This window comes from Sporocytophaga sp., from assembly GCF_017745095.1.
GTDB lineage: Bacteria > Bacteroidota > Bacteroidia > Cytophagales > Cytophagaceae > Sporocytophaga.
In genome coordinates, this window is sequence record NZ_JAGHZZ010000002.1 from 294,522 (window position 1) to 319,591 (window position 25,070).

The 25,070-nt window shown below is 36.1% G+C and carries 24 protein-coding genes; 11 read left to right on the forward strand and 13 right to left on the reverse strand.

Going from position 1 to position 25,070, the window contains the following annotated elements; all coding sequences use genetic code 11:
- Positions 1–21: 21 nt before the first annotated feature.
- Positions 22–780, forward strand: a complete 759-nt coding sequence (locus J7604_RS04015) for a 5'-methylthioadenosine/adenosylhomocysteine nucleosidase (protein ID WP_293891413.1) — start codon at positions 22–24, stop codon at positions 778–780.
- Positions 781–819: 39 nt separating this feature from the next.
- Here the strand turns inward: J7604_RS04015 and J7604_RS04020 are convergent, their stop codons facing one another.
- The 3 genes from J7604_RS04020 to J7604_RS04030 all read right to left on the reverse strand — a co-directional run bounded on the left by J7604_RS04020 (position 820) and on the right by J7604_RS04030 (position 4,157).
- A complete protein-coding gene (locus tag J7604_RS04020) occupies positions 820–1,167 on the reverse strand; it encodes a four-helix bundle copper-binding protein (RefSeq protein WP_293891416.1) in 348 nt (115 codons plus the stop codon).
- A gap of 172 nt (positions 1,168–1,339) precedes the next feature.
- Positions 1,340–1,837 (reverse strand): hypothetical protein, encoded by a 498-nt coding sequence (locus tag J7604_RS04025; RefSeq protein WP_293891419.1) that lies wholly within the window; start codon positions 1,835–1,837, stop codon positions 1,340–1,342.
- A 118-nt stretch (positions 1,838–1,955) separates the two neighbouring features.
- Complete coding sequence (locus tag J7604_RS04030) at positions 1,956–4,157, reverse strand: PAS domain S-box protein (protein WP_293891422.1); 2,202 nt, start codon at positions 4,155–4,157, stop codon at positions 1,956–1,958.
- 220 nt (positions 4,158–4,377) lie between these two features.
- Here J7604_RS04030 and J7604_RS04035 point away from each other — a divergent pair, with 220 nt between their 5' ends.
- The 3 genes from J7604_RS04035 to J7604_RS04045 all read left to right on the forward strand — a co-directional run bounded on the left by J7604_RS04035 (position 4,378) and on the right by J7604_RS04045 (position 6,894).
- On the forward strand, positions 4,378–5,622 hold the full coding sequence (locus J7604_RS04035; protein WP_293891426.1) for an ATP-dependent DNA helicase RecQ: 1,245 nt from the start codon (positions 4,378–4,380) through the stop codon (positions 5,620–5,622).
- Entirely contained in the window at positions 5,623–6,426 is an 804-nt protein-coding gene (locus tag J7604_RS04040) for a M90 family metallopeptidase (protein ID WP_293891429.1), read from the forward strand.
- Positions 6,427–6,651: 225 nt separating this feature from the next.
- Positions 6,652–6,894, forward strand: coding sequence for a hypothetical protein (locus J7604_RS04045; RefSeq protein ID WP_293891432.1), 243 nt, complete (start codon positions 6,652–6,654; stop codon positions 6,892–6,894).
- Between the two features lie 21 nt (positions 6,895–6,915).
- On the opposite strand, the gene J7604_RS04050 is transcribed toward J7604_RS04045, so the two are convergent.
- The 6 genes from J7604_RS04050 to J7604_RS04075 form a co-directional block, all read right to left on the reverse strand.
- Positions 6,916–7,731 (reverse strand): hypothetical protein, encoded by an 816-nt coding sequence (locus J7604_RS04050; RefSeq protein ID WP_293891434.1) that lies wholly within the window; start codon positions 7,729–7,731, stop codon positions 6,916–6,918.
- 69 nt (positions 7,732–7,800) lie between these two features.
- Positions 7,801–8,550, reverse strand: a complete 750-nt coding sequence (locus J7604_RS04055; RefSeq protein WP_293891436.1) for a LytTR family transcriptional regulator DNA-binding domain-containing protein — start codon at positions 8,548–8,550, stop codon at positions 7,801–7,803.
- Entirely contained in the window at positions 8,547–9,602 is a 1,056-nt protein-coding gene (locus tag J7604_RS04060; protein ID WP_293891439.1) for a sensor histidine kinase, read from the reverse strand. Before J7604_RS04060 ends, J7604_RS04055 begins: the two co-directional genes overlap by 4 nt.
- A gap of 1 nt (position 9,603) precedes the next feature.
- Positions 9,604–10,341 (reverse strand): LiaF domain-containing protein, encoded by a 738-nt coding sequence (locus tag J7604_RS04065; RefSeq protein WP_293891442.1) that lies wholly within the window; start codon positions 10,339–10,341, stop codon positions 9,604–9,606.
- A 133-nt stretch (positions 10,342–10,474) separates the two neighbouring features.
- Complete coding sequence (locus J7604_RS04070; protein WP_293891445.1) at positions 10,475–10,978, reverse strand: DUF2721 domain-containing protein; 504 nt, start codon at positions 10,976–10,978, stop codon at positions 10,475–10,477.
- A 45-nt stretch (positions 10,979–11,023) separates the two neighbouring features.
- Positions 11,024–12,187: a metallophosphoesterase gene (locus tag J7604_RS04075; RefSeq protein ID WP_293891448.1), complete on the reverse strand. Its 1,164-nt coding sequence runs from the start codon at positions 12,185–12,187 to the stop codon at positions 11,024–11,026.
- Positions 12,188–12,303: 116 nt separating this feature from the next.
- Between J7604_RS04075 and J7604_RS04080 the strand changes: the two genes are divergently transcribed.
- Complete coding sequence (locus J7604_RS04080; RefSeq protein WP_293891451.1) at positions 12,304–13,074, forward strand: HepT-like ribonuclease domain-containing protein; 771 nt, start codon at positions 12,304–12,306, stop codon at positions 13,072–13,074.
- A 74-nt stretch (positions 13,075–13,148) separates the two neighbouring features.
- On the opposite strand, the gene J7604_RS04085 is transcribed toward J7604_RS04080, so the two are convergent.
- The 3 genes from J7604_RS04085 to J7604_RS04095 all read right to left on the reverse strand — a co-directional run bounded on the left by J7604_RS04085 (position 13,149) and on the right by J7604_RS04095 (position 15,187).
- Complete coding sequence (locus J7604_RS04085; protein ID WP_293891454.1) at positions 13,149–13,484, reverse strand: hypothetical protein; 336 nt, start codon at positions 13,482–13,484, stop codon at positions 13,149–13,151.
- A gap of 112 nt (positions 13,485–13,596) precedes the next feature.
- Positions 13,597–14,454, reverse strand: coding sequence for an RNA polymerase sigma factor RpoD/SigA (locus J7604_RS04090; RefSeq protein WP_293891457.1), 858 nt, complete (start codon positions 14,452–14,454; stop codon positions 13,597–13,599).
- Positions 14,455–14,725: 271 nt separating this feature from the next.
- Positions 14,726–15,187, reverse strand: a complete 462-nt coding sequence (locus J7604_RS04095) for a YbhB/YbcL family Raf kinase inhibitor-like protein (RefSeq protein WP_293891460.1) — start codon at positions 15,185–15,187, stop codon at positions 14,726–14,728.
- A 149-nt stretch (positions 15,188–15,336) separates the two neighbouring features.
- Between J7604_RS04095 and J7604_RS04100 the strand changes: the two genes are divergently transcribed.
- On the forward strand, positions 15,337–15,708 hold the full coding sequence (locus tag J7604_RS04100) for a hypothetical protein (protein WP_293891463.1): 372 nt from the start codon (positions 15,337–15,339) through the stop codon (positions 15,706–15,708).
- A gap of 109 nt (positions 15,709–15,817) precedes the next feature.
- Here J7604_RS04100 and J7604_RS04105 read toward each other — a convergent pair whose 3' ends face one another.
- Positions 15,818–17,137 (reverse strand): alkaline phosphatase, encoded by a 1,320-nt coding sequence (locus J7604_RS04105; protein WP_293891466.1) that lies wholly within the window; start codon positions 17,135–17,137, stop codon positions 15,818–15,820.
- A gap of 126 nt (positions 17,138–17,263) precedes the next feature.
- On the opposite strand from J7604_RS04105, the gene J7604_RS04110 reads away from it, so the two are divergent.
- From J7604_RS04110 to J7604_RS04130, 5 genes are all read left to right on the forward strand, one after another.
- Positions 17,264–17,518, forward strand: a complete 255-nt coding sequence (locus tag J7604_RS04110) for a hypothetical protein (protein WP_293891469.1) — start codon at positions 17,264–17,266, stop codon at positions 17,516–17,518.
- A 256-nt stretch (positions 17,519–17,774) separates the two neighbouring features.
- On the forward strand, positions 17,775–19,514 hold the full coding sequence (locus J7604_RS04115) for a DNA polymerase III subunit gamma/tau (protein WP_293891472.1): 1,740 nt from the start codon (positions 17,775–17,777) through the stop codon (positions 19,512–19,514).
- 109 nt (positions 19,515–19,623) lie between these two features.
- A complete protein-coding gene (locus J7604_RS04120) occupies positions 19,624–22,575 on the forward strand; it encodes a pitrilysin family protein (protein WP_293891475.1) in 2,952 nt (983 codons plus the stop codon).
- Positions 22,576–22,708: 133 nt separating this feature from the next.
- Positions 22,709–23,509, forward strand: coding sequence for a hypothetical protein (locus J7604_RS04125; RefSeq protein WP_293891478.1), 801 nt, complete (start codon positions 22,709–22,711; stop codon positions 23,507–23,509).
- 257 nt (positions 23,510–23,766) lie between these two features.
- Positions 23,767–24,999 (forward strand): isocitrate dehydrogenase (NADP(+)), encoded by a 1,233-nt coding sequence (locus J7604_RS04130; protein ID WP_293891481.1) that lies wholly within the window; start codon positions 23,767–23,769, stop codon positions 24,997–24,999.
- Positions 25,000–25,070 lie beyond the last annotated feature (71 nt).

The window sequence follows — 25,070 nt, forward strand, 5'->3', positions numbered from 1 at the left end:
ATTATTTAAATATAATTGACTATGCTAACGGGAATACTTGTACCAATGCCTGAGGAAATAGAGCTGATCATTTCCAATATGAATATAGAATCAGTGTATGAATCGGGCCGTAGAAATTTCTATAAAGGAACACTTAATGGCCATGAATGTGTGGTAGCACTTTCTCGTATTGGTAAAGTTGCCTCATCTGTAACTGCTGCAATTATGATTGAGCGTTTCGGAATAGATCGTCTTATCGTTGCAGGTGTGGCAGGCGCTATTAATACAAAATTAAAAGTCGGAGATATAGTAGTAGCAACAGAAGCAACCCAGCACGATCTTGATGCACGCCCTTTGTTTCCTCAATTTGAAGCACCTTTGCTAGATAAGGCAATATTCCCATGCCATGATTCCCTTGTCTGCTCTGCTGTTTCCTGTTGCGAAGAGTTCCTTCAGGATGATTTTCAAAAGTATATTGACAGGGAATATATCGATCAATTTTCACTTAGCAGCCCTGCTGTTTATAGTGGACAGATATGTTGCGGAGATCAGTTCATTGGTTCTGCACAACAATTGAACAAGATACAAAAGGAGTTGCCAGATGCTTTATGTGTTGAAATGGAAGGCGGTGCTGTAGGACAAATTTGTTATGAATTCAACATTCCTTATATCGTCGTAAGAACCATTTCAGATTCAGCTAATGACCATGCTCCAATAGATTTCTCCAAATACATTGAAAATGTTGCCAAGTATTATACTCTAGGAGTAGTAAGCAAGATTCTTTCAAAGATAAATGAATAAATAAAGGCTGTTTAAATCATTAAACAGCCTTTCATACATTTACTTTTGCAAAATAGGTTCATGCAGCTCATGGCAGGCTTCTGCACAACGCAGACATTCTTCCGCGCATTCTTTGCAATGACGCATGGAAGAGTGTTTGCTGCATTCAGCAGCACACATTCTGCAGATTTCCTCACACAATAAAAGATATTGATGTGCAATCGTAGAGTCTCTTCTTAAAAGTGCTGCTGCGGTTCTGCATATATCCGCACAGTCTCTGTCAAGCTCAACGCATTTTGTCAGCATTTTTACACTATCTTCTCTCAGGCAAGCTGTTGCACACATTTCACAGACTGCTCCGCAGTCATTTAAAATTTCTATTAAAGCAAGGTCATTTTGATTTAACATATTGTTTTTCCATTGGTGGCTTACTAGATAAACCATCAATACTTGGTAATGTTAACTTTGCGTTAATGAGACCTTATGCGATTTATAAATTCAAAAGCATTGAAAATCCGGATATCATAAAAAAAGCTCAATGCCTTTTAGCATTGAGCTTAATAACTTTTATTTTATAACATTATCTCCGTCTTCCCTTTCCCTTACCATTTCCATGGCCATTCCCTTTACCTCTCCCATTTCCCTGATAATCTCCGTCTTCATTACGATCTTTATTCCCCTTGCATTTATACTTTAGATTCTTTTTCATGGCATGGAATTCAGGTGATCCAGGTTTAATGCCTAAGCCTTTAGCTATTTCCCCCCAACCATGCCCCTTATTTCCCTCATAGCATTCGATTACTTTTTCAACAGGTTTACTACAATGACGGGAGGTCTCTAAAACTAGTAATAAATCGGATGGTTCCATTTTATAAGAAATCAGCAAATGATCTATTCGTCCTTCAGACAAACCAAAGTCAACACTGATTTTCCTCTTAAACAAACTCAAATCAGTCTTTGAGTGAATATTAAAATCTCTTAAAGCTGCATCTATATTTGCATCTCCAGTCTGAAAACTTTGGGCATCAGCAAATTGAACTATCAAGCAAAATAAAACGAACAGTTTAAAAACTCTCATAATCGTATAAATTAATTATTGAATTATACGATTATCTTTCAAACCGGTTTACTCACTGTAATCCAAACGCTTAGTATTAATCATTCAATAACACCGACTCAAAATTGTCCTTCTGATATTAAGATCTGTTTACATCTCTTGGAAGGATTATATGAAATTCTGCTCCACCGGATTCAATATTTCGGACAGAAATACTTCCGTTAAACTTCTCAATCCCATTCTGAACAATATATAACCCTAATCCTGACCCTTTGGAATCAGAATCTCCACGATAGAACATATCGAAAATCCTGTTTATAATATTTGAATTAATCCCACGTCCATTATCTTCAACGAATATCTCAATACCATCATCATTAGTGTCTCTCACTGTTACCTTAATCAGTAACTTCCTCAGCAGAGATTTATATTTTATGGAATTTTCAAATAGGTTCTGAAAAATAGATACCAGTAATTCTTCATCAGAAAAAAAAGGAGCTTTAAGATTTACATTCAGCTCAAATTTAGGAAGATCATACGCCTGCTGATAAATTAGAGTATCCAGCACCTCCGGCACCAGCTTGTTGAAATCAATTTCTACAAACTCAAATACATTCCCTTTTATCCTTATTATCTTCATCAGGTTAAGCAAAGAGCTGTCAAGCTTTTTAGTACATTTTTCTATAAGTGAAAAATATTCAATAGCTTTTGCATCTGTTACTTCACCTTTAGCGACCATGGTAAGGCCAATCACAGACGCCAGCGGGCCTTTAAGATCATGAGAAGCCATGTACAAAAACTTTGAAAGCTCCTCCGCAATCTTATTAGTCTCTTCTCTACTTTTCTTTAACTCCGAAACATCTATTACAAACCCTACACCAAGATTCTTGATGCCTTCAAGTTTAGCAGAGGCTATAAGTACTGGAACCTTGCTACCATCTCTGCGAATATATACTTTTTCATAAGGAGTAATAAAACCGTTTTTCATAAACTCTTCCACCGCAAGTTCATCTCTCCACAAGTATTCTGTTGGAGTAAGATCCATCCAATACATTTCTTTCTCATGAAACTGTTCCTTCGTGTATTTGATAATTTCCAGGAACTTTGCATTTACTTCCACAATCTTTTGCTGTGAATCCGCGAATGCAATTCCAATCATCTGTGTATTAAATAAGCTGCGAAACTTGGCCTCACTATTCTTTATCTCCTCTTCTGCTAACTTTTGAACCGTGATATCCTTTATTGAGATATGTGTGGATTTTCCGTCCTCCAATTCAAAATATGTAATTTCAACCTCTCCGGGAAATTCTACACCAGCCTTATCGGAAAAAATCAATTCAAACGTTGGTTCAACTTCTTCCTGATTATCTATTTTGGTGATTCTTTCATTGATCGTTTCTACTGACTGTGGAGAAAGAAGGACAGTCGGTGATTTTCCCCTAAGCTCATCGATTGAGTCGTATCCAAACTTCTTCAATAACGCATCATTTACAAGAGTAATCTTCCTGTCTTTTGATATCAGATTTGCTCTGTGAGATTTTTCAAAAAGCATTCTAAATCTTTCTTCAGAATTTTTTAACTCTCTTTGATAGTTAATTTTGGAAGTAATATCCGTAAATGTTCCAATATACCCCTTTACCTTTCCACAGCTATCAAATATGGGTGAACCGTGGATCATCACATTTAAAATATCGCCATTCTTCGAAATCAGCTCTCCCTCAAAAACAGAAGCAACATCAGATAACCTTGCCTGATGTTGGCTCCTCATAGCTTCAATACTCCTTTGAGTAAAGAATTGATAATATGTTTTTTCCTTTATATCATCAATAGACGAAAGATTTAACATGGCACACATACTTTTATTGAGATATAATGTATGCCCCGTCATATCCACCTCCCAAATCCCTATATCTATTTCATCCATCATAAATTCAAACTTTTTTCCAGCAGGATTAATGGCTTCTTCAGCTTGTGTCAGATTCTTGACAAGCATAAGAACACCTGTTCCCTCATCATTATCAGCCATAAATGGAAGATAAGAGAATCTGAATACCTTGCGGGAATTAATTGAAAATGGATTTAAATTGGCTTCTGTTAATTCTTTAGAATTACCATTTAAAGCTTCATTGATACAAATAAAATGTTCCGAATCCCTGAGAGAAGGAAAAAGATCTGTAATCAAGCACTCCAATACGTTATGCTTTGCAATACAGAAAATATCCTCTGCCTCTGAATTTATATTATAGATTCTCAAATCTGAATCCAATAAAAGGTATCCTAATTGCTCATGCCTGGCAAGCATTTCAGCCAATTGTACTGAGGCATTGTTATTTCGGATCATTGAATTCTCGTATCGTTAGAGGAGTTTTAAACAGAAAAGCTTTGGAAGTATTAATACATTTCAATTTACTTTTCAACTAATGCAAATATAAACAACTGCAAATCAATAGAAAAAACACCTTACAATTGTTAATAAGTTGTTCAAAATTAGCTATGTTAGCAAACAAAAAAAACTCTTATTTTTAAAATTAGCATTTATAATTTTCTTTTGATTTTCACAGATGGATTCATTGCAGGTTCTCCAGGAAGTATTTGGGTATTCCAGTTTCAGATTTGAGCAGGAAAATGCAATCAGGAGTATATTGTCGGGAAGAGATACATTTGTCCTCATGCCTACTGGTGGTGGCAAATCCCTTTGTTATCAGGTACCTGCGTTAGTATTTAAAGGATTAACAATTGTTGTTTCTCCCTTACTTGCTCTTATGAAAGATCAGGTAAATACGCTTAGGGCTAAGGGCGTGGAAGCTGCCTGCCTGAATTCCACGATTGGCGTAAGTGAACGATTGGATACCCTTGAGAAAATCGAAAATCAGCAATTAAAAGTTTTATATCTGGCTCCTGAAAGGTTCTTTGGCGAAGAAAACGAACTGATGGAGTTATTGAAGTCGGTAAAAGTTTCCCTTATAGCCGTAGATGAAGCGCATTGCATTTCCCAATGGGGACATGACTTCAGACCTGAATTTCTGCAACTAGGAGAACTTCGTAATAAATTTCCCGGAGTGCCTGTGATAGCTTTAACTGCTACAGCTGACGAACTTACAAGAAAAGACATCATTCAGCAGCTGCAACTAAGAGACCCTGAAATACTGGTGGCCGGATTTAACCGGCCCAATATTAAATACCACGTAAGAGCAAAAAAAGACGGCTATGCCAAGCTCGTTTCTTACCTGAGACCAAGGAGGAATGAATGTGGAATCATTTATGTTTTCTCAAGAAAATCAGCGGAAGAACTTGCTGCTAAACTTCGCCTTGAGGGATACAATGCAAGGCCTTACCACGCCGGACTTGACAAATGGGTAAGAGATCAGAACCAGGATGCATTTATAAAGGGAGAAGTAAAAATCATTGTTGCTACCATTGCCTTTGGAATGGGAATAGACAAATCAGATGTCAGATATGTGGTACATATGGATTTGCCTAAAAATATTGAAGGGTACTATCAGGAAACCGGAAGAGCCGGACGAGACGGTAATCCAAGTGAAGCAATACTTTTTTACAGCAGCGCAGATGTGTCAAAAATGAAACGTTATGTTGAAGTTGAAAACAACTCAGAACAAACAGCTCTTATGTTTAAGAAATTGGGTAGAATGGCAGAGTTCTGTGAGATAAATACCTGCAGAAGAAAATACCTTCTGGAATACTTCGGAGACACATACAACACCGAAAATTGCGGTTCCTGCGATGTTTGCATGAATGCAAATGAAAACCCCCAAACACAACTATTTTCGCCTTATACAGCTCAATAAATGGTTCCTACTTTTTATCTGTTCCTCTTTCTTTTTCTGGTTCTTGCAATTTCGGGGATTGTTTTTTTTATTTCTTATTGGATAAAAAGTGAGAAAAAGAAAAAGGAGAAAATTCTGAATGCGCCTTTTCCTGAAAGCTGGAAGAAATACCTGATTAAAGAAATATCATTCTATCGTGACCTTGACGAAATTCAAAAAGTAAGATATGAAAACAAGGTTAAATTATTCCTCAACGACATCAGAATTACAGGGGTTGAGGTAAAAATAACTGATGAACTCAGGCTGCTGGCTGCTTCCAGCGCTATTATTCCTATTTTCTATTTTGATGAATGGGATTATTTCAACCTGGTTGAAATTTTGATTTATAATGAAGAAGTCAACCCCAATCAGGCAAACGACCCGGAGCGTGGCGGCACTTTACTCGGACAGGTTAGACCCTTTCAAAGCAGACATGTGATGCTTCTGTCTATGCAGTCTCTCATTCGTGGGTTCGCATACATGAATGGCAAAGACAATCTAGGCTTTCATGAATTCGCACATCTGATTGATGAGACAGATGGATCTATTGATGGAATTCCAAAATCCATTTTGCCCCCTTCCCTAGTCAGACCCTGGACAGACCTTATGTTTAAGGAAATCGAAAAAATTAAAAAGGGTCGCTCGGATATCAATCCTTATGGAATTACTAATTCTGCTGAATTCTTCGCTGTTGTGTGCGAATACTTCCTTGAAAATCCAGATAAGTTTAAGGTTAAACATCCTGAACTTTATTCTATTCTAAGCACGGCTTTTAAAAGATCATGAATATGAGTTAAATACAGATTTGTCCCCTAAAATTTATTTTTTCAAGAACACCATCTTTGTATAATCCAAACAAAAAGTATTTCATACCGGTTATTTACACACATGGTTAATCAAGCCAGAGAGGGGTTTGATTTCCTGAATATTAAATCTGAATAATTACAGAAGACTAAGCTCAGGAGACTCATCTCAACCTTCATAATGACTAACAGAAATGATATTACTAAAATGGAAGAGAAAATTTTAATTACCGAAGCAATTGAACTGAAACCTGAAGATATATTAAGAAATCCTAAAGGAAGGGTATATAGGATTAATTCATACCATCAAAATAAAACCAGTTTCAGACTTAGCCCTTACCCAGTCGAGCAAGAGAATGAAAATCCGGTCAGCCTTATCATTACTAAAGAAGCACTGATCGCGAAAAAATGGGAACTAATAACAGAAAAAGACATCAAGCTTTCAGCCTAATGAAAGCTTGATTTTTTTCAATCACTCCTTTTTCTTTTCAACGTCCTTTTTTAATTCGATCAGACTTTCCTGACTCACCCTTATCAACCCTCTCCTCGGCCTGTCCAGATCCATTATCACTAAGAGAATGGTACACACACAAAAGGAAAATATAATGGTGAAAAAGATATGTCTGTCTGCCGCTATTCCGCAACTATAGCCGACCGCAACATTAGTTAGTACAGATATGAGAAACAATAGAAAAAATATCAGTTCGGGAACATGATTTTCCATTGCTATATACCGTTTATTGCTTACGTTGATAAGATGATTCAGAGATTCCAACACACCTGCTGCCAGATAGTCAGGAAGCCCCTTTGTAATCTCAGGTGCATAGGACCATAATCTATTCTGAATTTTCCTGGTCTGCCTGTTGACGTTCAAAACCTTAGATTCATCAAGTCTGGGCTGATAAAACAAAAGTCGAATATCAATATATTCTCTGAGTACATTGTGCAATTTCATCCTTGTGGAATCAGGCAAAAGATCGCATCTGAAATAAGCTGTTTCCAATGCATCAGTTTCTTCTGCCATAAGAGTACGTCCATCATCAAATCTCGCCACTGCCATAGCAAATGTAAATGCAATCATAAGTCCAAGGAGGCTTATCAAACCTACCTGAAAATTTGTAACCACATTTCGCCTCTTTTCATCGTTCACTGCAAGACTTTTAATACCCATCCTGAAACCTGCTTCAAAACCAGCAAACATTAGTATCAACACAACCAATGCTATATACCATTCGCCAATCCAGAACAGAAACATTTTAGTCAAAAGAATAAAATCATCTGGCATCATAAGCATCACAATTACATCAATGAATACTCATTGTATTTACTGATGTTTAAAAGAGACTGATAAAACAGACTAAAAATTGAGCGTCTTTTTCAATTCGGAATAATTGCTTCTGCTTACAGGTATCTTTGCACCATTGCGTAAAACGATAAGGTGACTATCCTTTTCATAAGGTTCAATCTGAGTAATTTCATTAAGGTTGACGATGTAGGACCTGTGAACTCTCATGAACATTTCAGGATCGAGAGCATCTTCGAAATACTTCATCCTTTGCTGCTTTAAAAATTTTCCAGCAGAACAATAAATCATAACGTAATCATCCTGTGCTTCAAGGTAAAAAATATCTTCTACCTGAAGGACATTGATTTTATTGCCTGTTTTAACCGCAATCCTTTCTAGCGTCCCTTCCCTTTGTTTTAGGCTGTTGTTAATTCCTGAAGGATCATTGACTGATTCATTATGCTTAAGTCTTGCTTTTGCTTTTTTAACAGCCTGTTCAAATCGCTCTCGGGAGTAGGGCTTCAGAAGATAGTCAGCAGCATTCATTTCAAAAGCTTTCAATGCATATTCGTCATATGCAGTTGAGAAAATAATCAAAGGAGGATTTTCCATCAGCTCAAGCATTTCAAAGCCTGTAAGCTTGGGCATTTGTACATCCAGAAAAAGAAGATCAGGATGCAGTTCCTGAACGGATTTTAATGCTGAAAAACCGTCACCGCACTCAGCTATTATTTCCACGTCAGGATCATCTTTCAGATATGATCTGATAAGACTTCTTGCGAGAGGCTCGTCATCCGTAATAATTACTTTATATTTAGTCATATTTGCTTTTGTGGAATAAGAACATCTACACGGAATGTATGATATTCTCTATGAATTTTTAACAGATCAGATCTACCAAAGCTGAGATATAGTCTTTGTGCCACGTTCCTCAATCCTATTCCTTTGCGGCCTTCTTTTTTTATTTCCTGATCACATGAATTCTCAATTGATATATGTAAGTCACCATTTTTTAATTCTGCATTGATTGATATTTTAATATTTTCAAGACTTTCATATACACCATACTTTACAGCATTTTCAACCAAAGGCTGAAGCAACATAGGAGGTATTAAAGTACCATTCACAGAATCATTAATATTTAATTCTATTTGTAACTTTTCACTGAAACGTATCTTTTCAATATCAAGGTATAAATTTATAGTTTCAAGCTCTTCTTCAATATCCACAAGGGGAGTTTTACCTTGATCCAGGGACTTTCTAAGAAAGGTTGATAGTTTAACAATCATTTCACCCGCTGCTTTGGGATCCAGTATTGTCAAGGCATTAATAGAATTGAGACTATTGAATATAAAATGAGGATTGAGCTGAGACTTAAGCATAGACAGCTCTGTTTCCTGAATTGCTGACTTCAGCTCAGCTTCTTTTAATTGTTTTTCCTTTATTGTCCTGGAAAACATGATCAGATAATAAGTCAATATGAATGCCAGGAAATAAAAGACAGCCAGTATACACCTCCAGGGTATTGAAGCATCAAGGAAGTCTAGATATTCATAATTACCATCGCTTACTGCATTCAATACTAAATAACCAGAGCCTACAGAAAATAATACATATATCAGCGCGGCTCCCAGATAATTCGTACAGATGAAATAAAAAGTCTGGTTTTCAAAATTAAGATATCTGACCATATACCAGAGGCTCAAGCCAGTGAAGGAAAATAAAAAATTAAAAACCACCGCGTCCAATAATGCCGGGGGAAGAGGCTGGTCATATAAAAAGAACAATATCTTTGTATGGGCAACTGTAATAAGTACCCATACAGAGATATAAAAATAAAGCTGCTTAAGTTTTCCGGTAAAGGGATGAATCATCTTATCCTCTTTTAATTTCTACTCCTCCCATTACCAGAGTGCCTTTGAGCACAATCTCAGCGGCTGGATCTATGTATGCATTTTTATCTTTAGAAGCTGCTTTATCTTCAAAGCCAGCCAAAATTGTCACCAATTCAGAACGAACATTCCATTCATGTGGCACAACCAGTGTTACTCCTCCGCAAACTACTTCAACGTTAATAACGTTGTTTTCTTTTGACAGATAGCAATTGGTAAGATCTATTTCAGCACCTCCGAAGATTGCAGTAACTTTTCCACCTTTAAAATCATATGAGCTAATTTGCTTTTCAGCTCCGCTAAAGATTACAGTTGTTTCCATATAATTTTCCTCTGTTATTTCTATTGTTGAATCTCGTTTAAAATCTATTAATACTTTTTTTTTGGGAAAGATCATTTTAAAGAAAATGCCTAAGCCTATTAGTATAAGAATCGCTGGCCATACTTTACCAAATTCTAACTTAGGAATGTTCAATGCTTCAGGCAATATAAAGAATGTTCCTATTGCTGCCACAGTAAGCCCAAACATCCAGTTTCTAAGAAGAATATTATACACACCAAATGCGATCAATAGCATTTTCCATGTATATACATAAGGAGGCAGTATCAATAATTCGAGGTTCTTAAATAACAGAACTGCTCCGATACCAATAAAAAACAATGCTGACCAAAAAGCATCTATAGATGAGTTTTTCATATTTGAATAATTATTTTTTTTCATATCTTTTCTGCTTGATGATTCAAAAATAGAAAGCACCAAAAAAAATAAAAATTAAAAATCGGTGAGCTGCAAAAAAATACCGGTAAATGGAATAAAAATATACTTAGTACTGAACACCAAACATTAATGACATTCAGATATCTTCTTCCTCATGTCTGGAGTTGAATTTTTCAGTTCCCACATCTAAAACATAGTTCATTTCTTCTCTTACCGCAATCAATGCGATGCCTGATTCTGAGATCAATAACAATGTTGCATAGAATACAAGTCCTGAACCAAATATTCCAAGAACCAGAGGTAACCATGTAAAGCGGATATTCAGTATTTCCACAACACCTATGCAAATACTGGTAGCCACGAAATCACTGAGAGCTACATAGAGTATAGTCATAGCTCTCTGCAGCAATCTGGTTCTTCTTGTAACCTTATTTAACTGATTATAAACATGTTCTTTTTCCGAAAGTGCTTTTTTGCTGAATAAATTTCTGATAAGTCTTTCGGACAAGTTTCGAGCTCGATCAATATTCCTTCCCAAACGCTGGCTCGTGGCCACAATGAGCGAAGTTGTAGCCAAGATCAACACCGCAGGTGTGATCATAGCTGTAAGTATAGTTAATGCAAGAGATACATCTTTCATAAGATTCAGCCAAACTCTCTTTTCTCTTTTAATTCAAACTAAAATTTAATCCTGCAAATTCCACTCTTTTCTAAAGTCCACAAAATCAACTCCGGGATAATATGGATCAAAGGAATTTACTGATATGAGCTCATTCTCCGGGTATCTTAATGCAGTAAGCTTTCCTCCGAAAACACATCCACTATCTATATCTATTGAGTTATTAACCCAAAAAGGTTCTTTTACAGGCGTATGTCCATATACAACTTTAGCCTTCCCTCTATAATTGCGGCCCCAATCTCTCCGCTCAGGAAGGCCATCATACTTTTTCTTTTCCCCCGGCTCGCCAAAAACACAATAATCTTTAATTTCCCTTGAATCCTTTCCTTGCATATCTTCTCTGATTCCAGCATGAACAGCTACGACATTTCCATTATCAAAAACATAATGCGAAGGCAGACTCTTTAGAAAACAAATAATATTGTTTTTAAACTCTTCCGATTTTCCCTCAACTTGGCTTATTGTTTCTTCCAAACCGCTATTAACGGTAACAGGATTGCCTTTCAGATAGCGTAAAAATTTTTCGTCATGGTTTCCAAGCACAGCATAAGCCATATTCTGATTATTCAACTCAAGTATAAGTTCCATTACTTTATCGCTCGCAGGTCCTCTGTCAACCATATCACCAAGAAAAACTAATTTTCTTTTCTGAGGATGGAAATATCTCTTATGGATAGAACCATTTATTATTGTCTCTGAAGCTAGATAACCTAGTTTATTAAGAAGAGCAGTCAACTCATCATAGCAACCATGAACATCTCCAATAAAATCTAAAGGACCGTGTTCATCTAACATTCTTGTATGCTTCTTTTTAAGACTGTACGAAAGATTATCCCACCCCTTTTTATCATCAGTAAGATATACATTCTTTACCCCTTGCCTCCGTAGCTTCTTCCTCATTTTTAAATTAATCACTTTGTCCGGATTATTGCGATCTACTTTGCCCAAAACATGAAAAGGCACAAAGTTTCTTTTTGCAATCTTAGCCAACTTCATGATTTCATCGAAAGCAGGTCTTACCAGGTGAAGAAAGGTCAACAATCCCTTTTCTAATCGTCCTGAGAGCTTAGGGTCTTCTATACCGGTGACATCATTCTTCTGTATCCATTCAGGCAAATGCTCTGTCCCGGTAATTAAAATCAATGCATCTTCTTCAAAAGATAACTGCATTCTGTTTAGATTTAAATTCATTTACTCTCACTCACATGATAACAAAAAACTTAAAGCAATCAGTTTTAGGAAACGTAAAGGATGAATTTTCTTGTTAGATATAAAAGGAATGGATTATGGCAATGGTAAGTGAAGATAGAATCAGGCTTCTGGATATGGCCGATTCCATAAGAGAAATACAAAGTTATATCGGAAGAGATGATTTCGCTGAGTTTAGCATCTCAGATAACGAGAGACAAGCTGTAATAGAACAACTTGTTATGATAGGCGGAGCCTCTGCTATGCTGAGTGATGAATTTAGAGAGAAATATGGGGAGATAGATTGGGATATGTTAAAAGGATTGCAATATGCAAACTTTGACGAAACCTTAGAGCTTGATTTACATCCACTATGGAGAATAGCTCAAGAAGATCTTCCAGATATCATGAATCAGATATTGGACCTTGCTGCGGTAGTTGAGGGAGAAGAAGATTTATCGGATGTTACTCTTAATGAAGAAGATCTTAAGGACAATCAATCCATACAGGAAGAAATTACGTCCAGGATAAACGTTGATAAAAATGTACGATTGGAAGATGAAAGCTTTAATCCTCCCCTTGAGAAGGATATGGTTGTAAATAAAATCCGTCCAAGAAAAATCGGTAGCAACAGAGATTCCCTAAAAATGCCTAAGCACATGAAAAAGAAAGAAGCTAAAAAGGTTTCCAATGAACCATCTTCTTCTCTTGAACATCATGAAGAAGAACATTTACCCTTGGGAGCAGGAATTGCAGATGAAGAAATCAGAAGAAACGTTGAGACAATCCATAAAGGCTCAAAGGGAACAATCGATGACAATGAAATTGAAAACACAGATCTCAAAGGCTTTGACCGATCCGACGATTAAAAAAATTCTTAATAAATACTAAAAAAAGATACTCATCAGAAGCATCTTTTTTTAGTATTCAGTATCATATGAATCTACACCCTCTGCTTTAATACAATCTTATGTTCAGCATGGCTGTCTACAGTTAATCGCCAAGGTTTCATCTCCCTGCAAAGCTTACCATTAAACAGGCAAGGAATATCTGCCTGCTCAATTTCTGTTAAATGCTTCTTAATCTTGAAAAAACCTACAGACTTCCCTACTACAGTTTCCTGATTGGGATATAAAATCATCACATTCGTTTCCTTACTATCCTTTTCACACTGTCCTTCAGAAATCAGAATTACAGCACTTTCGTCTTCCAGATAATCTGCTATCCACTTTTTCATGGATTCAATCTTTTCTGAACAGACGTTGTATTTTTCATTCATGACTACTTCCTTTATTTAAAAAACCCACATTCATGAATTTTGTTAACTCTATAACTATAAGCAGATTATATAAACTAAAGATAAATCCTTAGGGAAAAATCTCGAAATACTATTAAAAATATGCTGTTAGCAGCTCTGGTTTTACCCCTGATCTCAGCTTACGCAGCGCACATTCTTTCAACTGTCTCACTCTCTCCTTGGTAAGCCCCATGGAGGCTGCAATGTCTTCCAGAGATTCGCTATATTCCCTTCCAAGTCCAAAGAATCTAAGAATAACTTCTCTTTCCCTATCTGAAAGTTTTCTTAAAATCCGTTCAATATCTTTTCTAACCGAATCAAACATTAAATCTTGATCAGGATTAGCTGAATTTGAATGCTTCAGGATATCCAGCATACAACCTTCTCCATCATCGAACTCAGCCTGAAGTGATGCTGGCTTATCCCCTATTGGATTTAAGTCTACAACTTCCTGAGGTTTACAATCCACGTGTTCGGCAACTTCTTCAGGTGTTGGCTCACGTTCAAATTTTTGTTCAAACTCTGAGCTGAATTGCTTTATTTTAGATCGCTCCATTATCTTATGTAATGGTAACCTTACAAATCGTCCGTTTTTAGATAAAGCATCTAATATAGATTGCCTGATCCACCATACAGCATAAGAGATAAATTTAAACCCCTTTGTCTCATCAAACTTCTGAGCCGCTTTAATAAGACCAATATTACCTTCATTAATCAAATCATTAAGCGGAATATCTCCATAGTGATATTGTTTCGCCACTGATATAACAAAGCGAAGATTTGCTTTTACCAATCTTTCCAGAGCGGCTTCATCTCCCTCTCTTACTTTCTTTGCAAGAATTGCTTCTTCATCCGGCGTCAGAAGTTCTGCTTTAGAAACTTCATTGAAATACTTCTCTACCGTAGAACTGTCTCTGTTTGTTAAAGATTGTGTAATTTTAAGCTGTCTCATCGCGCCTATAAATAAAATTTTACTCTCAGCACCCTGCTGAAAAAGTATTTTGAAAATTCTCTTTTAAAATTGAGTCAAATATCATACAGAGATATTTTAAGAAAAGTTCATTAAGGGAGAACAAATTAGAACTATAAAAAAACAGCCAGCTTCTCACTTAAAAGATTCTGACTGTACCATATTTTTATTGCTTTTAAGAATAAAATCTTTCTGCTTTTTCAGTGTAAAAAACTTCTGAAAAAATTTCAACTAAAGCTATATTCTCTTGCAACTATCTTCTGTCCTTTTGTTTCACCTTTAGTCTTTCATAAGTTCCGACAAGAGTGGCTTCCTCTATGACATGTCCTTTAATATAATTCAAAAGCATTCTTCTATCTGACTCTTCTGGTATCGAAGGTATATTATTAAGTGCAAACAGGCGAAAGATATAATGGTGTTCTCCTGTAGGAGGACAAGGGCCTTCATATCCTAGAGTACCACCTGAAGATATTCCTTCAATTCCGTCTGGTTCTGAATTTTCAGCTATGCCTTTGCAGTCTGCAGGCATATTAAAGACTACCCAATGAGCCCATATTTTTGTGGGTGCATCCGGGTCTTCAACCAGCAACACAAGACTTTTCGTACCTTCTGGAACATCCAGAAATTGTAATTCAGGATTAATGCTTGCTCCCTCACAAGTAAATTCAAGAGGTATCATCTCTCCGTTTCTAAAAGCCGGACTAATTATCTCCATATTCTATAATGTTTTACCCTATATCTTTTAACATCTTATCAATGTACCCTCGTTCGGTTAATCATGGAAAAATTCAAAAAAAGACTCTATAAACTATCCTTAAAATATCAATGTTCTTCTGATGATTAGAACACAATAAGGAATTTAAAATGAACAGATTGATTCTTTTGGAAAATAGCAAGACAAGCTTTGGCAGCTTACACAGAGAACTTGAAGAGAGAGGTTTCCTGGAATTCCGTGTATACAATACAATGAGTGATTTTATTAATCATTCATATCAGAAAAAAGAAGATTTATACCTCGTTGTAATAGACTCACTCCTTGCAGACTTTTCAATGCAAACATTACAAGATTTGAAAGAAAAATTTCCGGATGACTACCTACTGTTAATTCATAATATTGATGATAAACAACAACAAAAAATAGCTGACATCGTGGGAGTCAATAAATCTATCATTAAAAGTTCCAACACGGCTGATCAAATAAAAAATATTTTCGTTTCATTAGGGCAACCTGCATAAATGGGAGAGCTAGACTGCCAAAAACTTTACTAGCTCTCCTCTATAATTCTTTGATACGAAATAATACGTTTCTAAAAAATAACTTCATCTCTGTTTAATATTTTATTCTTTATTCTTTATATATCTCTGATTTATAAATCTTCTTTTCCCATAAAGGCTTTCCGCTATTTGAATAGATAATCATATTGACAAATCGCTTTTCACCTTCCCCACCTATAGTAATGATGCTGAAGTTTCTTTCTCTAATTAATGATCCTTCAACTCTTAAATTATTATGACCAAGCTCTTTCTTCAGAACACTGGAGGTAAGAGGTGAGCAAGTCAACTCGAATAAAGGATAACTATTTTTTCTAGGCATCATGGTGGCTTCCGAAAAATGCCTGTCGCCTGTTAGAAGCATTATTCCTCCTACTCCGCTTTTATCAAGCTCACTGAGCAAATACTTCCATTCCTTCTTATACCTTGAATAATTTTCGAATACCTTATCAGGATTTAGAATCTGTCCCCCCATGGCAATGAACTTAAATGTAGCATTACTTCTCTTTAGTTCCTTAATGAGCCAGTTTATCTGTTCTTTTCCTAATAATTGTTTATTGGCTCTTGCATTCTTTGCTGGAGCTCTGAAGGTTCTATTATCAAGAAGGAAAAAATCAACATCATTCCATGAAAATATGTTAGCTATGCTATTTCTTTTTGGGAACTCTGTTAAATTATTATTGCACCAGAACAATCGGAATATCTCATTGCTGTAAGCTTTATTATTGAAAGAACTATCAGCATCGTTAGGACCAAAATCATGGTCATCCCAGATAGCATAATGATGAGAAGTTCTTAAAAGATTTTGTAGGTAAGTATTACCTCTTGAAAAAGTATATCTGTGCAGCATACCTCTTCTGCTTGTAACATCAGCATTTTCAAAGTAAACATTGTCGCCAAGCCAGAGCATGAAATCGGGCTTAAGTGCTGCAATAGAAGTATAAACTTTATAGATGCTTTTATCTTCATCACTTGCTGTATCTATTTCTTTAGTATATGCACAGCTTCCGGTTGCAAAAGAAAACTCCTTACCAGCAGTTGCATCTGGCTGAGTTCTGAAGAAAAGAGGCTCTTTAAACTCCTGTTTTATATCATTAATATAAACTTCATACTGATAGATTTTTCCAGGTTTGAGATTGCTGATAGCAAAATGAAAAGTATTACCATGCTCAGCATCTGATAATATTTCAGGACTTGAGTAAATATCGTTTTCATCGTAAGGTATCCAATATTTGATTTTTGCTTTGGCGGGTTCATTAGTTTGAAGCCAAACGTTTACTCTGTCTTTTCCGGAAAAGCCCGGCATAGGTCCCGAATGCAATAGGCCGTTCTGAGCAAAGGCAATTGGTGAAAAGGATAATATTAAAAGAAGATGAACAATGAAGACTTTCATGAGTAAGTGATTTTATAAATGAGAAATTAAAAAATATTTATTACCTGCAAGTTAAATCTTAAACCTTTTTTGAAAAATGGTGTTTTGAAATTAAAATCATCACAAATAGAATAACACACTACAGATATGAACAGATCAATAAGCATTGTGCCGGCTGGCTCTTGCTGGGAAGCAAAAGAAGCCATTTCTGACAGAGTTATTTTCAGAAGCCCTACTAAAAGAGACATTGTACTGAGAACTTTTGAATTTGCCAGAAAAGAGCAAAAATGCAAGGTGACTATTCTTAACCATAGTGGACATGTTGAAGAAGAAAGACTTTTTGATGAAAATCCTGAAAAAAAATTACAAGACTTCTTAAAATATTATCAAACTAACCTTTAGTAAATTATCAGACAAGCTGTTGTCCTTTCAGACAACAGCTTTTGATTTATTAATAGATATTTCAAAATCATCCTACATTTATAAGTTAAAAAGCTTTTAACTTTAGACTTTTAACTTTTTGCATTCCGAATTAAGCTTTTAGCTTTCAGCCTCATAACCTCTTTTGAATCAGAACCAATGAAATTTTCCGCATAAAGTATCCAATTTAGACGTTCCTTCCGTTTAAAAACTACCAGAAATTATCTAAATTGCGAGGATGGAAAATTTTGTTGTTTCGGCAAGGAAATACCGCCCGACTACTTTTGAAACAGTTGTCGGTCAGTCTCATATAACTACAACGCTAAAAAATGCTATTAAAAATAAGCATTTAGCACAGGCATTTCTCTTTTGCGGACCAAGAGGAGTTGGTAAGACTACCAATGCCCGTATTTTGGCCAAAACAATCAATTGCGAAAACATTACTTCTGAAATTGAAGCATGTAATGAATGTGAATCCTGCAAAAGCTTCAATAACAATGCATCATTTAACGTACACGAGCTCGATGCCGCCTCTAACAACTCTGTAGACGACATCAGAAATCTTGTAGACCAGGTGCGATACCCTCCACAGTATGGAAAATATAAAATCTATATCATAGATGAGGTTCACATGTTATCAAATGCGGCTTTCAACGCATTTCTTAAGACCCTGGAAGAACCTCCTAAATATGCCATCTTCATCCTGGCTACGACTGAAAAGCACAAGATTATACCAACTATCCTTTCACGTTGTCAGATATTTGACTTTAGCAGAATCTCCGTAAAAGACATTGCCTCTCACCTAGCAAGAATTGCGGAGAAAGAAACAATCAAAGCGGAGGCTCAAGCACTACACCTGATCGCTCAAAAGGCAGACGGAGCCTTAAGAGATGCTCTTTCTCTATTTGACCTGATTGTCACATTTTCTTCTGACAATACTGTTACATACAAGTGTACAATTGACAACCTGCATATTCTTGATTACGATTATTATTTCAAGATGACAGACCTGTTGAATCGCCAGGATGTAGCCGGTGCATTGCTTGTATATGATGAAATTCTGAGAGATGGATTCGACGGACATAACTTTATTATAGGATTAGGTGAGCATTTGCGTAATCTCCTTGTATGCAAAGATGCTGCGACACTCAAACTTCTTGAAGTATCAGATGAAGTGAAACAGAAATATGGTTCTCAGGCAGAAGCAGCTTCTATTTCATTCCTTATGTCTTGTCTGAATATTATCAGCGGATGCGATCTTCAATTCAAAAACAGCAAAAACCCGAGGCTACTCATTGAGCTTGCGCTCATGAAAATGTCCTTTCTCAACCAGGCCATAAATCTTGGTGCTGAACTCCGGGCAATGCCTGAGGAGTTAAAAAAAAAAGCTGATACAGTAAATATTAATGGATCCGGGGCGCCTGCAGAGGCGCCATCCGAATCCAAAACCAATACAGGACCAGCGGCTCCCAAACCTGCTGCTGCTGAAAAATCAGAGCTTAAATCCACCATCAAGCTTCCGAGTCTGAAAGACCTCCAAAAAGGAGCAGACACTAAAATGCCGGAAAAGAAAGTCGAAACGGTTTCCGCCTCCGATCTGATTACAGTAAATAAACCCATTGACCCGAAAGAACTCATGAAGTACTGGCAGGAATATGCCATGATGCTGAGAAATGAAGGTAAAATGAACGAATACTTTATTATTGATAGAGTATATGATTTGGTAGATGGTAATATTATCAAAATTAAACTTGATAATTTCATCCAACAAGATCAGATAAATGAAATGAGATCATCTCTACTTGATTTTCTTAGAAGTAAGATTAGTAACAAAACCCTTCAGCTTGAAGCTGAACTCTCTTCTCAGGATGAAGTTAAACTAATCTATACTCCGAAAGAAAAGCTTAACTACTTAACTCAGAAATATCCTATCATTGATGAGCTAAGAAAAAGATTCGGCCTTGAATCTGAATTCTGATCAAGCTATCATTTTTATTTTTTAAATTTCGCCGGAAATAACTTTTAGAACCACTAAGGGGTTTCCCTATAATATCAATAATTTTTAAACCATAGTTCATAATACTCCAATGATCAGGAAAATTTTCCTTTTACTCCTACTCCCTTTATGGGTATTGGGGCAACCTTCTAAGTTTGTTACAGAGAGACATTCTTCGGGAGAATATACCTTTGAAACAGTTACCAATGATCCTCTGAAAACAAGGATCTATACGTTGAAAAACGGACTAAAAGTATACATGACTGTATACAAAGACGCTCCAAGAATTCAGACTTACATTGCAGTAAAAGCCGGAAGTAAAAATGATCCTGCAACCAACACCGGTCTTGCTCATTATCTCGAACATATACTTTTCAAAGGCACTTCAAAGATCGGAACAAACGATTGGGCTAAAGAAGAACCTTTACTGAAAGAAATAGAAAACCTTTACGAGGTATACAGAACAACCAGAGATGAAAAGCAAAGAATAAGACTATACCAAAAAATAGACTCTACTTCTCTGCTAGCAGCTAAATTCAGCATACCAAATGAATACGACAAGATGCTCAGTAATATTGGAGCCACCGGTACTAATGCTTATACATTTCTAGAGCAAACTGTCTATGTAAATGATATACCTTCCAATAGCCTGGAGAGATGGGCAGAAATAGAAAGTGAGCGTTTTAGTATTGTTGTTCCTCGTTTATTCCATACTGAGCTGGAAGCCGTTTATGAAGAAAAAAACAGGGGGTTGGACAATGATAAGAGAAAAGTATATGAGGCTATGATGTCCGGACTTTTCCAAAGACATCAATACGGAACCCAGACCACTATAGGTACTGTTGAACATCTGAAAAATCCTTCTATAACAGAAATAAAAAAATATTTTGACAGGTATTATGTTCCCAATAACATAGCAATATGTATGAGTGGGGACTTTGATCCTGAAAAGGCGATCAGAATCATAGATAAAAGCTTCAGCAAACTAAAGGAAAAAGCGGTCCCTGCTTTCATTCCTCCTACAGAGAGTCCGATTAAAAGTCCTGAAAAAATCAATGTTTACGGACCTGATGCAGAAAACCTTACAGTAGCTTTCAGATTCAATGGCATAAAAGGACAAGAAGTAAAAAATAACTTTGTTCCTGATTTTTATTATTTAAAACTAATAAGTCTCCTGCTCACTAATGGACAGGCTGGCCTTATAGACTTAAACCTTAATCAGAGACAAAAAGTACTTTCTGCCTTTGCCTATGACATGGCATTAAATGACTATTCTATCTTTGTAATGGGAGGAAGACCAAAACAGGGACAGACACTGGAAGACCTTAAGGTTTTATTACTTGCCCAACTGGACTCATTAAAAAAAGGAAAATTTGAAGATTGGCTCCTTAAAGCCACCATAAATGATATTAAGATGTCACAAATGCAGTCTTATGAAAGCAACAAAGCGCGAGCTGATGCATTTGTCGAAAGCTTTATTACGGGAGAACCATGGCAGAGAAGTGTGGCAGAAACAGACGTCCTTTCCTCTATTACCAAAGAACAAATTGTAGAATTTGTAAAACAAAGGTTTGATTCAAATTATGTGGCTGTTTATAAATTTACAGGGACAGATACCACAATCAGAAAAGTACCCAAACCCCAAATATCTCCTGTACCTGTAAACAGAGAAGATCATTCTCCATTCTTTGAGTTCGTGATGAATCAGCCAAGTGATAGCATTAAACCTGTCTGGATAGATTTCAATAAAGAACTGTTACAATTCCAAACTAAGAATAACCTACCTGTTACTTATAAAAAAAATACAGAAAATGACATATTCACTCTTAGCTACGTTTGGGATATAGGAAGAGAACATTCACCAAAATATGGGCTTGCTGTCGGTTATCTTGATTACTTGGGAGTAAAAGGTTTATCAAGTGAAGAGCTGAAAAAAGAATTCTATAAAATAGGATGCTCCTATTCATTCTCCATGTCTGCAGATGCCATGTATTTTACGCTTACAGGACTTCAGGAAAATTTCAATCAAGGACTAAAGCTTTTTGAAAAAATACTTAAGACACCTCAGGAAGATCTTGTAGCTTATAATAACCTTGTAGAAAGATCATTAAAAGCCAGAAAAGACAATAAACTTAACAAGGACATAATATTCCGCTCAGGACTTGTAAGCTATGCAAAGTATGGGCCCCACTCACCTTTTACAACAATACTTTCAGAAGAGCAACTGCGCGCCATGAAGCCTTCAGAGTTAACTGACATAATAAAAAGTCTTAATTCTATAAAGCATCGTGTACTTTATTATGGACCAACAGACGCTATGAGACTCAACAAAAGTCTTTCATCCAACCATAAATGTGGTACTGAAGTAAAAGCACCTCCTGCCCCTGAAAAATTTACCCTCAAGGAAATAGATGAAAACGAAGTACTATGGGCAAATTATGAAATGGTGCAAGGTGAAGTTATCTTCTTATCAAGGTCGATTACCTATGATAAAAGCATACTTCCGCAGGTAGCTCTATTTAACGAATATTTTGGGGGTAGCATGAGCTCTATTGTGTTCCAGGAACTAAGAGAATCAAGAGCTTTAGCATACTCTGTAAAGTCAAGATACGAAAATGCCTGGAGAAAAGGTGATCCCAATTATATATCATCATATATAGGAGCTCAGGCAGATAAAATTAAGGAAGCCATTGACGGAATGTTAGAACTTTATGAAGACATGCCTCAATCAGAAGTGTTGTATACAAATGCAAAGTCTTCAATCATCGAAAATGTAAACACACAAAGGATTACCAAATTTGCTGTTATATCAGAATATGAAAGATTGAAAAAGCTTGGTATAGACTACGACATTAGAAAAGAGGTTTATGAAAAGATAAAAACTCTGTCCCTCTCTGATCTTAAAGATTTCCATGATAAATTCTATAAAGGCCAGAAAATCGCATATGTTATCATCGGATCTAAAGACAGAATTGATTTTGATAAACTTTCAAAGTACGGAAAAGTAAGAGAGCTGAAGTTAGAAGAGTTATTCGGGTATTAAAATTCTTGATTACTAAAGACTCACAGAGGCAGCACATAAATGAATGAGCTGTCTCTTTTTATTATCATTGTTTACCCTGATTTTTCTTAGTATTTTTATTACTACCTTTATACAACAAACCATTTTTTATAATATGAAATATAAAATTTTACTATCTGCATTATTATGTAGTTCACTCCTTTCATGTAAAAAAGATAAAGACAATCCTGCACCTTCGGCAGAATCCCAATGTTATGTAAAGTCGGTATCATATAGCGAAGATGACCAAACATACCATCTTTATTATACTCAGATAAGGTCTCAGGATGGTAAGACTGCTGATTTTACTTATTCTGATGATAGTGACTTAAGTAGCAGTCAGATAAAATATGCAAAAGCAGTTATCTCAGATAAATACATCATCGGAAGTTTATTTGATAAAAATAAAAACCCGTTTGGTATAAATGATACCATCTGGATTAATGAAAAAAAACTTCCATTTAAGGCAATAGAACATTTCAATTTTGATAATGGGAGTATTATTGTTGACCGTACAGATTATTATTATGAAAATGATGTACTTGTCAAAACCATCACTCAAAGAAGTGAAGATGGTGAACCGTCTGAAAGAATAAAATTATTTACCTATACCAATGGTAACTGCAGCCAGACCAGGGAATTTGAAAATAAAGGTGGCGTTGATGTACACGATACTACCTATGTAGATTTTGAATATTACCTGGATAAACCAGCTCAGAAAGAGTTAATGTATGAATTTGGCAATCCAGGAAAATATCTGATAAAAAGAGTAATAGAAACTCGTAAGGGACAATTTGAATTTAAACATTCAGTCAATTATACTTATGAGGTTAACCCCAACGGGCTTGTAACAAAACAAACCGTTGAACGCGATGGTGAAGTGTATTTCACAAAATACGAGTATACGTGTCAATAATACTATAATTTTAAAGAAAAAACTGATCAAAATTTGGTCAGTTTTTTCTTTAAAATTAATTTTTCAAATACCCTTTCTACTCCGTCGTTCCCCACTATATCATAACGAAATCTGCATTTCTTCTCCTCTTCCTGCACGTTCTCAACCAAAATTCTTGTCTCTTGACACTTACCTGCTATATTTGCACCTCAATATAAGGCAGGGATTCCTGCAAAGACTATTATTCAACTTAAAATAACCATTTAATTTTTGCAAAAATGAACAAGATTAAAGTTGCAAATCCAGTAGTGGAACTTGATGGAGATGAAATGACCAGAATCATCTGGAAATTTATCAAAGATAAACTTATCACTCCTTACATTGATGTTGATATTAAGTACTACGACCTTGGTATCGAGCACCGTGATGCGACCAACGATCAGGTAACTGTTGATGCTGCTGAAGCTATAAAAAAATATCAGGTTGGTATCAAATGCGCGACCATCACTCCTGATGAGGCTCGTGTAAAAGAGTTCAACCTTAAGCAAATGTGGAAATCTCCAAACGGAACAATCAGAAACATCCTTGATGGTACCGTTTTCCGTGAACCGATCGTAACGAACAACGTTCCAAGACTTGTTCCAAATTGGACTGCACCTATCTGTATTGGCCGTCACGCTTTCGGTGATCAGTACCGTGCAACTGACACAGTAATCAAAGGAAAAGGTAAATTAACATTAACTTTTACCCCTGAAGGTGGCGGAGAGCCTCAGACATTTGAAGTATACAACTTTAAAGGTGATGGCGTTGCTCTTGCAATGTACAATACAGATGAGTCTATCAGAGGTTTTGCTCAATCCTGCTTTAACCTTGCTCTTCAGAAAAAATGGCCTCTTTATTTCTCAACTAAGAATACTATCCTTAAGAAATATGACGGTCGTTTCAAAGATATCTTTGAAGAGACTTATGAGAAAGAATTCAAAGCTAAATTCGAAGCTGCAGGCCTTACATATGAACACCGTCTGATCGACGACATGGTTGCTTCTGCACTTAAAATGAATGGTAACTTTGTTTGGGCTTGTAAAAACTATGATGGAGACGTTCAGTCAGATATCGTTGCTCAAGGATTCGGTTCTTTAGGTCTTATGACTTCTGTACTTATTACTCCAGATGGAAAAGTACTTGAAGCAGAAGCTGCTCACGGAACTGTTACTCGTCACTACAGAGAGCATCAGAAAGGTAAACCAACTTCTACCAACCCAATTGCTTCTATCTTCGCATGGACTAGAGGTCTTGCATTCAGAGGAAAACTGGATAACAATCAAGAGCTAATCAAATTCTGCGAGGCGTTAGAGCAAGTTTGCGTTGAGACAGTAGAAAGCGGTAAAATGACTAAAGATCTTGCTGTTTCTGTTTACGGAAGTAACGTAAAACATGGGGAGCATTTCCTTTACACAGAGGAATTCCTTTCTGCCATTGATACCAATCTTAAAGCTAAACTTTCTAAGTAATATTATATTTACTGAAAGTATAATACAAAAGGGGCTGTTAGTAAACAGCCCCTTTTTTATGTATGTTTTTA